Origin of the sequence: Streptomyces sp. NPDC001714, assembly GCF_042892755.1 — a bacterium.
GTDB lineage: Bacteria > Actinomycetota > Actinomycetes > Streptomycetales > Streptomycetaceae > Streptomyces.
The window spans coordinates 25,468-40,475 of the sequence record NZ_JBIAUL010000008.1; the positions used below are offsets into that span (position 1 = coordinate 25,468).

At 71.5% G+C, this 15,008-nt stretch carries 15 protein-coding genes; 8 read left to right on the forward strand and 7 right to left on the reverse strand.

The window, feature by feature from the left end; all coding sequences use genetic code 11:
- Nucleotides 1-30: 30 nt before the first annotated feature.
- The gene (locus ACFY0P_RS21925; RefSeq protein WP_388915496.1) at nucleotides 31-357 is read left to right on the forward strand and encodes a putative quinol monooxygenase; all 327 of its coding nucleotides are present in this window, start codon (nucleotides 31-33) and stop codon (nucleotides 355-357) included.
- On the opposite strand, the gene ACFY0P_RS21930 is transcribed toward ACFY0P_RS21925, so the two are convergent.
- The 4 genes from ACFY0P_RS21930 to ACFY0P_RS21945 are packed head-to-tail and all read right to left on the reverse strand — an operon-like array spanning nucleotide 340 to nucleotide 3,327.
- Nucleotides 340-1,380 (reverse strand): NADP-dependent oxidoreductase, encoded by a 1,041-nt coding sequence (locus ACFY0P_RS21930; RefSeq protein ID WP_388915499.1) that lies wholly within the window; start codon nucleotides 1,378-1,380, stop codon nucleotides 340-342. The two genes, ACFY0P_RS21925 and ACFY0P_RS21930, sit on opposite strands and share 18 nt — an antisense overlap.
- Before the next feature lie 4 nt (nucleotides 1,381-1,384).
- Nucleotides 1,385-1,600, reverse strand: coding sequence for a transposase (locus ACFY0P_RS21935; RefSeq protein WP_388915502.1), 216 nt, complete (start codon nucleotides 1,598-1,600; stop codon nucleotides 1,385-1,387).
- A 6-nt stretch (nucleotides 1,601-1,606) separates the two neighbouring features.
- Nucleotides 1,607-1,933, reverse strand: a complete 327-nt coding sequence (locus ACFY0P_RS21940) for a 2Fe-2S iron-sulfur cluster-binding protein (RefSeq protein ID WP_388915505.1) — start codon at nucleotides 1,931-1,933, stop codon at nucleotides 1,607-1,609.
- Complete coding sequence (locus ACFY0P_RS21945) at nucleotides 1,918-3,327, reverse strand: SRPBCC family protein (RefSeq protein ID WP_388915508.1); 1,410 nt, start codon at nucleotides 3,325-3,327, stop codon at nucleotides 1,918-1,920. The genes ACFY0P_RS21940 and ACFY0P_RS21945 overlap by 16 nt, the downstream gene beginning before the upstream one ends.
- Nucleotides 3,328-3,594: 267 nt before the next feature.
- Between ACFY0P_RS21945 and ACFY0P_RS21950 the strand changes: the two genes are divergently transcribed.
- Genes ACFY0P_RS21950 through ACFY0P_RS21965 form a run of 4 tightly spaced genes read left to right on the forward strand, consistent with a single transcriptional unit; the run spans nucleotide 3,595 to nucleotide 8,422 of the window.
- Complete coding sequence (locus ACFY0P_RS21950; RefSeq protein ID WP_388915511.1) at nucleotides 3,595-4,737, forward strand: substrate-binding domain-containing protein; 1,143 nt, start codon at nucleotides 3,595-3,597, stop codon at nucleotides 4,735-4,737.
- Nucleotides 4,722-6,254, forward strand: a complete 1,533-nt coding sequence (locus tag ACFY0P_RS21955) for a sugar ABC transporter ATP-binding protein (protein ID WP_388915514.1) — start codon at nucleotides 4,722-4,724, stop codon at nucleotides 6,252-6,254. Before ACFY0P_RS21950 ends, ACFY0P_RS21955 begins: the two co-directional genes overlap by 16 nt.
- A 27-nt stretch (nucleotides 6,255-6,281) precedes the next feature.
- Entirely contained in the window at nucleotides 6,282-7,382 is a 1,101-nt protein-coding gene (locus ACFY0P_RS21960; protein WP_388915516.1) for an ABC transporter permease, read from the forward strand.
- On the forward strand, nucleotides 7,379-8,422 hold the full coding sequence (locus tag ACFY0P_RS21965) for an NAD(P)-dependent alcohol dehydrogenase (RefSeq protein WP_388915519.1): 1,044 nt from the start codon (nucleotides 7,379-7,381) through the stop codon (nucleotides 8,420-8,422). The genes ACFY0P_RS21960 and ACFY0P_RS21965 overlap by 4 nt, the downstream gene beginning before the upstream one ends.
- A 39-nt stretch (nucleotides 8,423-8,461) precedes the next feature.
- On the opposite strand, the gene ACFY0P_RS21970 is transcribed toward ACFY0P_RS21965, so the two are convergent.
- From ACFY0P_RS21970 to ACFY0P_RS21980, 3 genes are all read right to left on the reverse strand, one after another.
- Nucleotides 8,462-9,259, reverse strand: coding sequence for a ThuA domain-containing protein (locus ACFY0P_RS21970; protein ID WP_388915522.1), 798 nt, complete (start codon nucleotides 9,257-9,259; stop codon nucleotides 8,462-8,464).
- A gap of 3 nt (nucleotides 9,260-9,262) precedes the next feature.
- Nucleotides 9,263-10,027 carry an SDR family NAD(P)-dependent oxidoreductase gene (locus ACFY0P_RS21975; RefSeq protein WP_388915526.1) on the reverse strand — a complete coding sequence of 255 codons (765 nt, stop codon included), beginning with the start codon at nucleotides 10,025-10,027 and terminating at the stop codon, nucleotides 9,263-9,265.
- 136 nt (nucleotides 10,028-10,163) lie between these two features.
- Entirely contained in the window at nucleotides 10,164-11,402 is a 1,239-nt protein-coding gene (locus ACFY0P_RS21980) for an acyl-CoA dehydrogenase family protein (RefSeq protein WP_388915529.1), read from the reverse strand.
- A gap of 195 nt (nucleotides 11,403-11,597) precedes the next feature.
- On the opposite strand from ACFY0P_RS21980, the gene ACFY0P_RS21985 reads away from it, so the two are divergent.
- From ACFY0P_RS21985 to ACFY0P_RS21995, 3 genes are read left to right on the forward strand one after another with little or no spacing between them, the layout of a single operon-like run.
- The gene (locus tag ACFY0P_RS21985; protein WP_388915532.1) at nucleotides 11,598-13,136 is read left to right on the forward strand and encodes an AMP-binding protein; all 1,539 of its coding nucleotides are present in this window, start codon (nucleotides 11,598-11,600) and stop codon (nucleotides 13,134-13,136) included.
- A 37-nt stretch (nucleotides 13,137-13,173) separates the two neighbouring features.
- A complete protein-coding gene (locus tag ACFY0P_RS21990; protein ID WP_388915536.1) occupies nucleotides 13,174-13,779 on the forward strand; it encodes a histidine phosphatase family protein in 606 nt (201 codons plus the stop codon).
- Nucleotides 13,780-13,809: 30 nt separating this feature from the next.
- A complete protein-coding gene (locus ACFY0P_RS21995; RefSeq protein WP_388915538.1) occupies nucleotides 13,810-15,000 on the forward strand; it encodes an acetyl-CoA C-acyltransferase in 1,191 nt (396 codons plus the stop codon).
- The last annotated feature ends 8 nt before the right edge of the window (nucleotides 15,001-15,008 follow it).

The window sequence follows — 15,008 nt, forward strand, 5'->3', positions numbered from 1 at the left end:
CCACGGCCATGACCACGAAAGGAACACGCCATGGCAGACAAGAGCGCAGCGGAAATCATCGTCGCCGGCTGGATGGACTACGAGCCCGGCGACCGCGACAGGATGCTGGAGCATCTGGTCGTCCTGGGACACCGGACCCGTGCGCAGGAGCCGGGCTGCCTGGACTACGCGATGACCGCGGACCCGGACAGTGAACGGCGGATCCGGGTGTACGAGCGGTGGGTCTCCCAGGAAGCCCTCGACGAGCACTTCGCCACCGCGCACATCAAGGACTTCCGGGCGGCGGCGGCCGGGCTGACGCGCGTCGGGGTCTGCTTGCAGGCCCACACCGTGGCCTCGTCACGAGCCATGCGCTGACTCTCCGAGCCGCACCAGCATCTTGCCGACGTTGCCGCCGCCGAGCAGGGACAGCAGCGCCCCCGCGGCGTTCTCCAGGCCGTCCACGACCGTCTCGCGCGCGGTGATCCGGCCCTCGGCGAGCCAGCGGGCGACCCGCTGCTCGAACTCCGGCCGCAGGTCGTCGTGGTCACGGACGATGTAGCCGCGCAGCGTCAGCCGCTTGAGGACCGCCTGGATCAGCTGGTTGATGTCGGTGGACCGCCGGTCGTCGCCGAACTGCGACATCATGCCGCACAGGGCGACCCGGCCTCCGGTGCGCAGCGCGTGCAACGCGGCCGCGAGCTGCTCACCGCCGACGTTGTCGAAGTACACGTCGATGCCTTCGGGGGCCAGGCGGGCCAGCGCGTCGCGCACCGGCTCGGCGCGGTAGTCCGCGGCGGCGTCGTAGCCGAACTCCTTCACCAGCAGGGCGCACTTGTCCGGCCCTCCGGCGGTACCGATGACGCGTCCCGCGCCCAGCAGGCGCGCGAACTGGCCGGCGGCGGTACCGACGGCCCCGGCGGCCGCCGACACGAACACGGTGTCCTCCGGGCTCAGCGCCGCGATCCGGGTCAGGCCCACGTACGCGGTGAACCCGGTCTGGCCGAGCAGGCCCAACCAGGTGGGCAGCGGCGCGAGCCGGGGATCGATACGCCCCGCGCCGTCGGTGCCCGCCGCGTCCAGCACGGCCCGCTCCCGCCAGCCGAGCTGATGGCGTACGTACGTGCCCGGGGGTACGGAGGCACAGCGGCTCTCCTCCACGACCCCGAGGGCACGGCCGTCGAGCGGCGCGCCCGGGGTGAAGTTGTGCGTGTAGTGCTTCTCGGTGCTCTCCAGGCGCCCGCGCATGGACGGGTCGACGCTCATGTAGAGGTTGCGCACGAGCAACTGCCCCTCCCCCAGGGGCGGCAACGGGCGTTCCTCGAGGGTGAAGTCGGCCGGGATCGGTTCGCCGTCGGGCCGGCGCACCAGGCAGACCACCCGGGTGGTACGGGGCGTCACCGGGTCACGCCTCCGGCTGCGGGGACGTACGTCGCTGGGCGAGGCGACCCACCCAGCCGGCCATCTGGAGGTCGGCGTGGCGCAGTTCGCCCGACTGCCACCGGGCCTGGAAGTCGAAGACGCCCTGCGCCCCCGTCGAGGGATCGGTCACCTCGACCAGTCCGTCCTCGGTGAGCCGGTACACGTGCCCGGTAAGGGGGTGGATCACTTGTCTGGCCATGGGGCCTCACTCCTGCACTCGGCGGCGCACGCCGCGCTTGGTCACGGTCACCGGGCCCTCGACCCGAAGCCGGCAGGCGAGCCGGGTCAGGCCGTCCACCGGCCTGCGCAGGGCCTCGATGCCCTCGCGTTCCAGCGGGCCCACCGGGGAACAGTTCTCGGCGCCCTCCTCCACCTGGACGAAGCAGGTACGGCAGGTGCCCTTGCCCCCGCAGACGGTGGGCCAGCGGTAGCCGAGTCGCCGGGCGGCGGTGAACAGGTCCTCGCCGTCGAGGACTTCGAGTTCGACGCCCAGGGGTCTGACGGCGACCCGGTGGGTCACTTCTCCATCCACTGGTCGAGCGTCCGGTTGAAGTGGCGGATGCGGCTCTCCTGGTAGTTGGCCAGGGTGATGCCCGGTTTACGCATCGCCTTCAGACCCTGCTGGACGTAGGGCAGGTTCTCGCAGTCCTGGTCGAAGACGGGTCCGAGCACACCCAGTTCGGGAATGTCGGCGAACAGCATGTCCTGCGGCACCCAGCGGATCTTCGCCGGAGGCGGCGTCTCGCCGGGCTGCTTCGGGGACGACATGAAGATGATCTCGGCGGTGCAGGAGTCGGGGTCGAGGCCGTTGGGCCGGAACCGGTAGATGATGTTCGACTTGGCGCCGCCCCAGGGGTTGAAGTTGGGGAACAGCAAGTAGTTGATGGCATCCAGCAGTTCGGTGTCCGGGGTCTGCGAGAAGTCCTGCTGCGAGGTGGCCGCCAGTTGGGCGCGCATCCGCTCGGCGAGGACCTGGCGGGCGGTGCCGCCGGGCGGGATCGCCGGCAGTTCGTCGCCCTCCTGCCTCACCAGGTCACGGCCCTGGGCGGCGGCGTAGAACGCGCGCGAGTCGTAGAAGGTCTCCAGGACGTCCTCCTCCGTGACGGAGTCCGCCACATGCGGGCTGGGAGCGCCCTGGATGTTGATCATCCGGTTCCAGTTCGGCTGGTCCGCCATGACGTCGTACTGCGAGTTGGCGTCGGCGAGCCACGGCAGCATCTGCGGGTGGGTGGCGATCACGTGGAAGGACTCGATGAACGCGTCCTGCGCGACCTTCCAGTTGCAGGGCAGCACCTTGGCGATGTGCAGCGACTTGTAGCGGTTCTCCAGCGGCCAGATGTAGTAGTCGTCGAAGGTGCCGCGGTAGCTGTCGAAGGACTCGGCGTACGGGTCCATGTTGACGAAGACGAAGCCGCGCCAGGTGGCCACCTGAGCCTCGGGAAGCGCGAACTTCTCCGGGGTGACGTGGGGGAAGTCCCAGGCGCACGGCGGGGTCCGCATGCTGCCGTCCAGGTTCCAGGCGAAGCCGTGGAACGAACAGCGGAACTCGCTGACGTTGCCGCCGCCGGTGCGCAGTTTGCGTCCGCGGTGCAGGCAGACGTTGACGAAGGCACGGATCTCGTCGGGGGCCGTGCGCACGACGATGAGGGAGTCGTCGCCGATCTCGTAGACCTCGTGGTCGCCGATCTCGGGAATCTCGCTCTCCAGGCAGGCGAACTGCCAGACGCGCCGCCAGACCTGCCGCATCTCGCGTTCGGCCCACTCACGGGAGGTGAAGCGGCCGGTGTCGATGTCCTCACTGCCCAGGTGGTCGTTGCGCTCGTACCTCAGGGCGGGGGGAACGGGACGGCTGTCCTGGTCGAGGTAGTCCTGGACGCTGGGCCCGGGGCACCGCGCAGTGGCCGGCTCCGACGTTTCGTCCATCATCTCTCCTCCGGCAGAAACTTTAGAGTGAGTGTAGTTACCGGCTACGGCCGGGAGCAACACTCGCGTCGGCGAACGAGCCCCACACCTTATTTTTTGCGGCGACCCTCTCCCCAAGCCCGCCAAGGCATGTCACACTCCGACCCACTTGAGGCTGTAGTGCGTCATAAGTTTCTCGACAGCTTCCCCTTCCGGACGGCGTCTGTCCGGCCCGGCCCCTGCCCTGCGGCGGTCCCGCCCCGGGGCGACACACCACGGGAGTGCTCAACGATGAGTTCCAGACCCCGTCGCGCGGTCCGCCGCGCCCTCACCGCGATCGTCCCCGTCACCGGCCTGCTCGCCCTGGCGGCGTGCGGCACCGGCACGACCCCGGCCGCCGGTTCCGCCAAGGCGGCGGCTTCGGACTCCCCCGGTCTGACCGCCGCCCGCAAGGCCGTGGAGAAGTACTCCGAGCACCCGGACCGGATCCCGGTCACCGAACCGGTCGGCAAGAAGATCCCCTCGGGCAAGAAGATCGACTTCATTCTGTGCGGGGTGCAGTCCTGCCAGGACCTGGCCGACTTCTTCACCGCGGGTGCCAAACAGCTCGGCTGGCAGGTCCGGCAGATCGCCACGCAGGGCACGCCGGAGTCCGTCCAGGCCGCCTACGAACAGGCGCTGCGCGACAAGCCGGACGCCGTCGTCTCCTCCGGATTCCCGCGCGCGGTGTACGCCAAGCAGCTCGCGCAGCTGAAGGCGGCGGGTGTCCCGGTCATCCAGTCGAACGCCGACGACGTGGTGGGCGACGGCATCTCCCTGCTCAAGAACGGGCCCCACGACGTCGCCGTCCAGGGCGAGATGCTCGCAGCCTGGGCGGTGTCCGACAGCGACGCCCAGGCCGACACCGTCTACTTCGACCTGCCCGCCTACACCATCCTCAAGCCCGTCAAGGACACGTTCGCGGCCAAGTACAGGGAGTGGTGCGAGGGCTGCGGGCTGGACACCGTCGACGTGCCGATCACCTCGATCGGCAAGGACATGCCGGACCGGGTGGTGTCGTACCTCCGCTCGCACCCGAAGGTGACCCACGTCGTCTTCTCACTGGGCCTGCTCAACGTGGGCGTCCCGGCCGCCTTGAAGACCGCCGGCATCACCGGCAAGCACATCGCCGTCAACGTCGGTGACGGGCAGAACTACCAGTACATCAAGAGCGGACTCAGCGACGCCGCGATGGCACTGAACTCGCACGAGGCCGCGTGGCTCCAGGTCGACGCGCTGGCCCGCCACTTCACCGGCCAGTCCATGGACGTGGACCAGAAGGCGGTGCTGCCCAACATGCTGATCACCAAGGACAACATCCCGAAGGCGCTGGGTGACTTCCCGCTCGTCGAGGACTACCAGGCGCAGTTCAAGGCGCTGTGGGGACTGAGTTGACCGGGCCGGTGCTCCGGGTGGCCGCCCTGTCGAAGAGATTCGGCGGCACCCGGGCACTCGAGGACGTCGATCTTGAGGTCTCGCCCGGCGAGATCCACGCCCTGATCGGGCCCAACGGCTCCGGCAAGTCCACCCTGATCAAGATCCTCGCCGGCTACCACCACGCGGAGCCGGGTGCGGTGGCCGAACTCGACGGTGAGCCCTTCGACCTCGGTCAGGTCGCGGCTTCCCGCCATGACCGGCTCCGCTTCGTCCACCAGGAGCTGGGCCTTGTGGGCGAGTTGAGCGCCATCGACAACCTCGCGCTGAGTCACGGCTTCGCCCGTACGGCCTTGGGCAACATCCGCTGGCCGGAAATGGAGCGGCGGACGAGCGCACTCGTCGAACGGTTCGGCCTCGGCATCGATGTGCGCCGGCCGCTGGCGACGGCGACCCCCGTCCAGCGCACGGTGGTGGCCATCGCCGCCGCGCTGCAAGGCTGGGAGGGCCACCGCGGTGTGCTGGTGCTCGACGAGCCCACCGCCGTGCTGCCACCCGGCGAGGTGGCCCGCCTCTTCGACATCGTGCGGGAGATCCGCGACGCCGGTGCCGGCGTGCTGTACGTCTCGCACCGGATGGACGAGATCTTCGCCCTCGCCGACCGGGTCACCGTGATCCGCGGCGGACGCCGGATCGCCACGCGCCCGGTCGCCGAGCTCACTCCCCGTTCGCTGGCGGAGCTGATGGCGGGCGAGGAGCTGGAGACCGGCCACCGTCCCGCGCCGCCTTCCGGCCTCGCCGACCCCGTGCTGGAGGTCCGCGACCTGCGGGCCGGGCCACTGCGGGGAATCGGCTTCGACCTGGCCGGGGGCGAGCGCCTGGGCATCACCGGTCTGGTCGGCTCCGGTCACGAGATCGTGCCGTATGCGGTGTGCGGGGCCCATGCCGGGCGGGTGAGCGGCAGACTGCGGCTGCCGGAACGCTCCGAGCGGTGGACCGAGGCGCGTGACGCCGGCCGTCTGGGCCTTCCCCTGGTCCCGGCGGACCGGGCGGGCGAGGGAGTGATCGGCGATTTCTCGGTCGGCGAGAACCTCACCCTGCCGCTCCTGGACCGGCTGCGCGCCCGGTCCGGGCGGCTGCGCCGACGCCGCGAGTCCGCCCTTGCGGACGACTGGATCCGGCGGGTCGACGTGCGTACGGCCGACCGCCGGCCGGCCGGCGCCAGGATCACCACACTGAGCGGTGGCAACCAGCAGAAGGTCGTCATGGCCCGCTGTCTGGCCCAACGCCCGCCGGTGCTGACCCTGTGCGAACCCACGGCGGGCGTGGACATCGCCACCCGCCTGCAGCTCTACGACCTGATAGCGCGTCAGGCCGAGGACGGCACGGGCGTCATCGTGTCCTCCTCCGACACGCAGGACCTGCTCACGCTGTGCACCCGCGTCCTGGTGGTGCGGGACGGCCGGATCGCACGGGAGATCAGCGGACGGGACATCACCGAGTCCGCGCTCGTGCACGCCATGGAAGGAACCGAGTGACATGAGCACTGGAAGGAACCGAGCGACATGACGTCCATCCCGACCCGGGCGGCCGAGCTCCCGCCGCCCGCACCGGAGAGACCGGCGGTGTCCGCACCGGGTACACCGATCCGACGGGCGGCGGCCGCCCTGTCGTTCCGGAACATCGGCGCCGTGTACGTGTGGCTGGTCATCGTCGTGCTCTTCTCCGTGTGGGCGCCGGACACGTTCCCGACCACCGTCACGGTCAAGCAGGTGCTGAACGGCAACGCCGTGGCAGGCCTGGTCGCACTCAGCGTCGTACCGCCGCTGGCCGCACGTGTCTTCGACCTCTCGATCGCCTACACCATGTCGCTCACCAGCGTGCTGACCGCCCACTTCATGGTCTCCGCCGGACTCGGGCCCGCCGCGGCCATCGCCCTGGCGATGACCGCCGCGCTGCTGATCGGAGTGGTCAACGGCATCGTGGTGGTGGTCCTGCGGGTCGACTCGTTCATCGCCACCCTGGCCACCGGCGCGCTGATCCAGTCGCTGATCACCATGGTCACCAACGACAGCTCGATCACCGGTGTACAGCTGCTCGCCACGCCGTTCGCGAACATCGCCCAGCTGGACGCGGGCGGCATCACCCTGCCCGTGCTGTATCTGCTGCTCGCCGCCCTCGCCATCTGGTTCGTGCTGGAACACACCGCCACCGGGCGCCGGTTGTACGCGACCGGTTTCAACGCCGACGCGGCCCGGCTGCAGGGGGTGCGCACCGACCGGCTGCGCTTTCTGACCCTGCTGGCGTCCGCCCTGCTCGCCGGTTTCGCCGGGGTCGTCTTCGCGTCCTCGGTCGGATCCGGATCGCCCACCGCGGGCACCCCGTACCTGCTGTCCGCCTACGCCGCCGCGTTCGTCGGGGCGACCCAGTTGCGCGCCGGCCGCTTCAACGCCTGGGGCACGGTCCTCGCGGTCCTCCTGCTCGGCACGGGCATCACGGGGCTCGGGCTCGCCACCAGCGCCCAGTGGGCCGCGAGCCTGTTCACCGGCTCGGTGCTCATCGTGGCGCTGGTCCTCACGGGTGGCCGGATCGCCCTGCCCACCGTTCTGCGCCGCCGGACGGTGACCCGTACGGATTCGGCTACCACCAAGGAGGTCCGGGGGTGAAGGCTGTTCAATACCTGCGGGTGGGTCACGCCCCCGAGGTCGTGGAGGTTCCGGTGCCCGAACCAGGCCCGGGGCAGGTGCTGTTGAAGGTGACGGCGGCAGGGCTCTGCCACTCCGATCTGGCCGTGATGGGCTGGCCCGAGGAGCAGTTCCCCTACGCCCTGCCGATGACACTCGGTCATGAGGGTGTCGGGACGGTGGCGGCGGTGGGCACCGGTGTCACCGCCGTGGCGGAGGGCGAGGCGGTGGCGGTGTACGGCCCGTGGGGCTGCGGCCGCTGCCACCAGTGCGCCGCGGGCAAGGAGAACTGCTGTCCGCACGCCGCCGGACTCGGCATCGTCCCGCCGGGGCTCGGCCGGCCCGGCGCCCTGGCGGAGTACATGCTCATCGACTCGCCCCGCCACCTGATTCCGCTGAACGGGGTCGACCCGGTGCAGGCCGCGCCCCTCACGGACGCCGGGCTGACGCCGTACCACGCGATCCGCAGGTCGCTGCCGAAGCTGCTGCCCGGGAGCACGGCGGTGGTGATCGGCGTCGGCGGTCTGGGACATCTGGCGCTGCAGCTGCTGCGGGCGCTCACCCCGGCCCGGGTGGTCGCCCTCGACCGAAGCACGGAGAAGCTGGAGCTGGCAGCCAAGGTGGGCGCACACGAGACGCTGCTCTCCGACGGCGAGGCGGCCGCGAGAATCCGCGAACTCACCGGCGGTACGGGAGCGGAGGTCGTCCTGGACTTCGTCGGAGCGGAGGCCACTTCGGCGGTCGCTTCCGCGTCGGTGGCGGTGGCGGGTGATGTCACGATCGTCGGCCTCGGCGGGGGCACGCTGGCCGTCGGCTTCGGGGGCGGGCTGCCTTTCGAGGTGTCGGCCTCCTTCCCCTACTGGGGCAGCCGGACGGAGCTCATGGAGGTCCTCGCACTCGCACGGCAGGGTGTCGTGTCCTCCCACGTCGAGACCTTCACCCTGGAGCAGACACCCGAGGCGTACGAGCGTCTGCACGCCGGGGAGATCAACGGCCGCGCGGTCGTACTGCCGCACGCCTGAGCCGCGAACCGCGAAGGGCCGGCGCCCGGAGCTCCTCGCTCAGGCGCCGGTCCTCTCCTCCGCCGGGTTGCGCACCCCCACCACCCGCTCGACGCAGCGCCGGAGCACGGTCAGGAACTCCGGCGTCTCCCACGGCCCCACGTCCACGCGCCCGGTGTCGGCCACGCCCAGGTCCTGCATGTCGTAGCGGCCCCGGCAGTGGCCGAGGGTGAAGTAGCAGACCTCGCCGAGGCCGTGCCTCTTGAGGTACAGCACAGGCCGGGGCGCGGTGTCGGAGGCCGCGGTGTCGCCCTCGGCGAAACCACGGCACGGCCCCGTGTACTCGGCGTGCAGCAGCACCTCGGGCTCCCCGTGCACCTCGCACACGTACAGCTCGTCGGTGACCGTGAACGGCGTGATCCCGGCGACCAGCGGATGGCCGGGCCGGGTCACCCGCACCTCGTACGGCTCGATCGGCGGGTGGGCGAGGAACTGACTGCCGAGTACCTGCGCCAGTTCCCCGAGGAGCCGTGGTGTCGTGAACACCCGCGGCCCACCACTCGTCGACGGCTCGATCACCGCGTTGGTGCCGTGCAGGGCGAGCCAGCGCCCGCCCCGCTCGACGAACCGTGCCAGTGCGGCCCGCTGCGCCGGGCGGGGCCGGACGTCGCAGGTGTAGGTGACCAGAAGGTCGGCCTTGTCGAGGGCGGCCACGCAGTCGTAGTCCTGGTACACCGTGGTGCGCACCCGCGGATGCTCGCCGAGCAGTTCCAGCAGCCGCAGCCGCGCGTGGTCGAAGTCGTGCCAGCGGCCGCCGCAGACCAGTACGGCGTCCAGGCGGCCGGCCGGGCCCGCCACGGCTCAGTACTGGACGCGGGTGAGCAGCCCGCCGTCCACCACGAGGTTGACCCCGACGCAGAAGGAGCCGGTCCGGCCAAGCAGGAACGCGACCGCCGCGGCCACGTCCTCCGCGGTGCCGTAGCGGCCGACGGGCAGCTTGGCGAGCACCTCCTCGTACACCTCCGGGCGGCTGGTGCGGATGGTCTCCCAGGCGCCGCCGGGGAAGTCGATCGGGCCGGGCGACACGGTGTTGACGCGGATGCCCTTCGGCGCGAGGGCGTGCGCGAGGGCCGAGGCGTGCTGGACGACGGCCGCCTTGAGCGCGGAGTACGAGTTCGCTCCGGCCGGGCGCGCCGTGTCGGAGGCGTTGGTGGTGCCGATGGCCACGACGGCGGCCCGGTCCGAGGCCTCCAGGTGCGGAAGGGCCGCCTCGACGAGTCCCGCGAACGGGATCAGGTCGCCGCGCAGACTGGCTTCCCACGACTCGGGGCCCTTCACGTTGCCCGCCGACACGTTGGACACCAGCAGGTCCAGGCCGCCGAGTTCACCGGCCGCACGCTCCACGAAGCCCGCGAGGGCGGCCGGGTCGGTGACGTCGACGGGTTCCGCGAACACCGTGGCCCCCTCGGCACGCAGTTCGGCGGCCGCCTTGGCCACCCCTTCCTCGCCCCGGGCGCACAGGGCCAGTGCGCAGCCCTCGGCCGCCAGGGTCGCGGCGATCGCCCGGCCGATGCCCCGGCTGGCACCGGTCACCAGCGCGTTCGCGCCTGTCAGTCCCAGATCCATCGATGTCACTCCTTCGTGATTGCCCGCTGCGACAGCCCTGTGTGACGGCCTGTGTGATGTGGTCTGTGTGACGTGGTTTGTGCGATGTGGTCTGTGCGGTGTGGTCTGTGTGATGGGCAGAGACGGTCCCGGTCGCTCAGTTGCCGGGAAGCTGTGAGAACGGCATCCGGTCCGCCCGCGGCTCCGGCGGCAGCTTCAGCACCCGTTCGCCGATCAGGTTGCGCTGGATCTGGTCGGTGCCTCCGGCCAGCCGGTAGCCCGGGGCGCCGAGGACATGCTGAGTCCAGGCGAAGGTGCCCGGTTCTCCGGTGTCGGCGCTGATCCGCGCTCCCAACAGCTCGGCGGCGACCTGTCCCGTGCGGGTGAGCAGTTCGGAGGCCATGAGTTTGGTCAACGACGCCTCGGGACCCGGCCGGCCGCCGGCGGCGCTCGTCCTCGCGACGCGGTCGACGGTCGCCGCGCGCAGGGCGGCGCGTACGTACAGGTCGGCGAGGCGCTGGCGGACCAGCGGGTCCTCGGTACGGCCGAGGGAGCGGGCGAGCGCGAGGACGTCCGCGAAGGTGCCGCCCTTGCGGCGGTTGCCGCCGCCGGAGGCGGTGCGCTCGAGGGCGAGGGTGGTGGTGGCGACCTCCCAGCCCTGGCCCGGCCGCCCGATCCGGAGCCGGTCCGGGACGCGTACGCCGCTGAGGAAGACCTCGTTGAAGGAGACACCGCCGCTCATCTGGCGGATGGGGCGCACCTCCACTCCGGTCGCGTCCATCGGTACCAGGAAGGCGGTGATGCCGGCCTGCTTGACGACGTCCGGGTCGGTGCGGGCGAGCAGCAGACCGTAGTCGGCGAACTGGGCGCCCGAGGTCCACACCTTCTGACCGTCTATCACCCAGTCTTCGCCCTCTCGCCGGGCACGGGTGCGCAGGGCCGCGAGGTCCGATCCGGCACCGGGCTCGCTGAAGAGCTGGCAGGCCAGCAGATCGGTGCGCAGGAACGCGCGTGCGTGCTCGCTACGCTGCTCCGCCGTTCCGAACAGGGCGACGGCCATCGCGACCAGGCGCACGGTGACGCTGATCAGTTCGGTGGAGGGCGGCACCTCGAAGGCGGACTCCTCCTGGGCGAAGACGGCCGCGTGGGCGGCGGTCAGACCGGCGCCGCCCTTGTCGGCGGGGAGGGTCAGCGCCTGGTAGCCGGCGTCGAAGCGGGCCCGCTGGTAGACGCGGCAGCGCTCCAGCAGCAGGCGTTCCTCGTCCTGGGGGAGGTTGTGGAACACGGCGAGGTCGGGGGCCTCACCGGCGGACTCCGGCGCCCCCACCGGTTCGAGCACGGTGGCCAGCCACTGCCGGACCTGCGTGCGCCATGCGTCCGGATCGGGCTGGGACATGGCTCCTCCTCGAACACTTACCAGATGACAGATTGAGTAACGGGAACAGGGGTGAGTGCCTCCCTGCCCGCTGAAACATGCGGGAACACCTTCGTCTGGGATCAGAGTGTTCCGCACTTTCTTGATAAACGCTACAGTCTCAGCATCTCCTCTCCCCGCGAATCGGGAGAGGTCCGAGGAGCCGCCGGAGGAGCCATGTCGCTGCTGCCACTCGACCGTCGCGCCCAGGAGACACCTGACGAGCCCGCCCTGGCGGACGACTTGGGCGTGCTGTCCTGGTCCGCTCTCGCCGACCAGGTGACGCGGGCGGCGGCCCGGCTGCTGGAGCTCGCGCCCGGTCCCGACGACCGCATCGCCGTCCTCGGCGACAACGCGATCCCCACGCTGGTGGCCCATCTGGCAGGCCTGCGAGCCGGTGTGGGGACCGTGGCCACGTCCCGGAACCTCACGTCGGGCGAGCTCGTCGACCAGATCATCGACGCGGGCGTGACGGGGATCATCGCCGGACCCGTCGGCGCGGGTGCCGCCCTCGACGCGGCCCGGGAACTGGGTCTGCCGGTCGTGACGCACGCGGCCCCGGAGACCGGGCACGCCTTCGACTGGGACCGGTGGCTGGCCTCCGCGCCCGCCGGGACCCCCCTCCGGACCGACCGGCCCGCCCGTCCTCCGCTCGTCTACACCTCGGGAACCACCGGACGGGCGCGCGGCACCGAGGTGCGCTGGGTGAGCGGCCCGGTCACCGACAGCTCCGCCTACCTCGCCTCGATGTCCGCCCGGCCCGGATTCCCGCCGGGACCGCACCTGGTGTGCGGCCCCCTGCAGCACAACGCGCCGCTCACCTCGCTGCGGCACCTGGCGGCCGGTCAGCCGGTGGTCGTCCTCGGCAGATACGACGCGGAGACGTTCCTCAGCCGGGTGCAGAAGTGGCGGGTCTCCTCGACGGTCATGGTGCCCACCCACTTCCAACGCCTGCTCGCCCTCCCGGACGAGGTCCGCGCCCGGTACGACGTCTCCAGCCTGCGGCAGGTGTCCCACACCGGCTCCGCGTGTCCGCCGGACGTGAAGCGAGCCATGATCGAGTGGTTCGGCCCGGTGCTGACCGAGTCGTACGGCGCGAGCGAAGCCGGAACCGTGGCCCGCATCAGCAGCGACGAGTGGCTGGCCCACCCGGGCTCGGTCGGGCGCGTCCGGCCTCCGTTCGAGGTCCTGGTCACCGATGACGACGGCCGGCGGCTGCCGCCCGGCGAACGCGGGTTGCTCGCCTTCCGGGCGCCCGACGGCCAAGGCGTCCGCTACCACGCGGATCCGGCCAAGACCGAGGCCGCCTATCTCTCCCCGGGTGTCTTCACACTCGGCGACATCGGCTACGTCGACGCGGACGGCTACATCTTCATCACGGACCGGGCCGCGGACGTCGTGGTCTCCGGCGGCGTGAACCTCTACCCGGCCGAGAGCGAGGCGGTCCTGCTGCAGCACCCTGCGGTCGGCGAGGTCGCGGTGATCGGCGTGCCCGACCCGGACTTCGGCGAGGCGCTGCGGGCGCTGGTCGTGGCGGCCGGGGACGAGCCGCAGGCCGACGAGCTGGACCGGTTCTGCCGCGAGCGCCTCGCCGCCTACAAGTGCCCGAAGTCCTACGAGTTCGTTCCCGAGCTCCCGCGCAACGCGATGGGCAAGCTCGACAAACGCGCCATGCGCCGCCCCTACTGGAGCTCGGAACGGACCATCGCCGGCTGAGCCGGCCCGCCCCCTCCCCTGTGTACGAAGGATCTCCATGACCGAACTCCTCCTCGTCCGGCACGGCCTCCCCGAGGCGGGCGTGTTCGACCCGGGGCTGTCGCCGGAGGGCGCCGCTCAGGCCGAGCGCCTCGCCGCCTGGCTCGGACCCGAGGACCTCGACGCCCTGTACGTCAGCCCGCTGCGGCGGGCCCGCGAGACGGTGGCGCCCCTGGAACGGCTCACCGGCATGACCGCTGCCGTCGTCGACGACCTGCGCGAGTGGGACACGGACGTGTCCCAGCCCTACACACCACCGGAGCAGATCGGCGCGGACGATCCCCGGGCGGCGGCGCTCGCCGAAGGACGCTACGAGGACTTCGTGCCCGATCTGGACTGGGACGCCTTTCGCGCTCGTGCCCTGCGGGCCATGGACACCATCCTCGACGCCCATCCCGGCGGGCGGGTCGTGGCCGTGTGCCACGGCGGCATCACCAACACCTACCTGGCGACGCTGCTCGGCCTGCCCACGATGTTCTGGTTCCACCCCGGCTACACGTCCGTCAGCCGGGTGCGGCGCATGCACGGCGGCCGGATCGTTCTGCACTCGGTGAACGAGACGGCCCACATGACCGCAGAGCGTGCCCTCGGCCCGGTCGCCTGACCGCGTCCCACACCCCAGGAGGTCCCGGTCATGCCCGGATCCGTCATCGTCGCCGGGGCCAGGACGCCCATCGGCAGGCTGATGGGCGCCCTGAGCACCCTGTCCGCTGTCGACCTCGGCGCCCACGCCATCGGCGCGGCCCTGGCCGCCGTCCGCCTGGACCCGGCGGACGTGCAAGCCGTCGTCATGGGTCATGTGGTGCAGGCCGGGGCCGGTCCCAACTCGGCACGGCAGGCCGCGGTCAGTGCCGACGTCCCCCTCTCCGTCCCCGCGAGCACCGTCAACAAGCTCTGCCCGTCCGGTCTGCACGCCATCGCCCTGGCCGACCTCATGATCGCCTCCGGCCGGCACGAGGTGGTCGTCGCCGGTGGCATGGAGTCGATGTCGGGCGCCCCGTACCTGCTGCGCGGAGCCCGCACCGGCTGGAAGTACGGCTCGGCCGCGGCGGAGGACGCCCTCGACCGCGATGCCCTGATCTGCGCCTTCGACGGCGTCTCCATGGGCGCGGCCACCGAGCGCTACCAGCAGCCGTTCGCCCTGACCCGGGAGGAACAGGACGAGTACAGCGCGCTGTCCCATCAGCGGGCCGCCCGCGCCCAGGAGTCGGGTGCCCTGTCCGAGGAGATCGCTCCCGTCACCGTGGCCGGACGCCGGGGCGAGACGGTGGTGGACACCGACGAGGGCGTACGGCCGGGAAGCACCGCCGAGAGCCTGGGGCGCCTCGGACCGGCCTTCTCGGGCGCGGGCACCATCACCGCGGGCAACTCGTCGCAGCTCTCCGACGGCGCCGCGGCCGTCGTGGTGATGAGCACGGAGCGCGCCCGGCGGGAGGGCCTGACCCCGCTCGCCGAGATCGGCGCCTACGGCACGGTCGCGGGCCCCGACCCCTCCCTGCTCGTCCAGCCGGCCGGCGCCGTCCGCGACGCCCTGTCCAGGGACGGCCGGCTGACGGCCGGCGACCTGGACCTGTTCGAGATCAACGAGGCGTTCGCCGCAGTCGCCCTGGCCTCCGTACGAGAGCTGGACATCCCCCTGGACAAGGTGAACGTCAACGGCGGTGCGATCGCGCTCGGGCATCCCGTCGGCATGACCGGAGCCCGGCTGGTGCTGACCCTCGCGGCGGAGTTGCGGCGGCGCGGAGGCGGCAGCGGAGCGGCGGCCCTGTGCGGAGGCGGCGGCCAGGGCGACGCGCTGCTGCTGCATGTCCCGGCGCAGGCCTGAACCCGGAG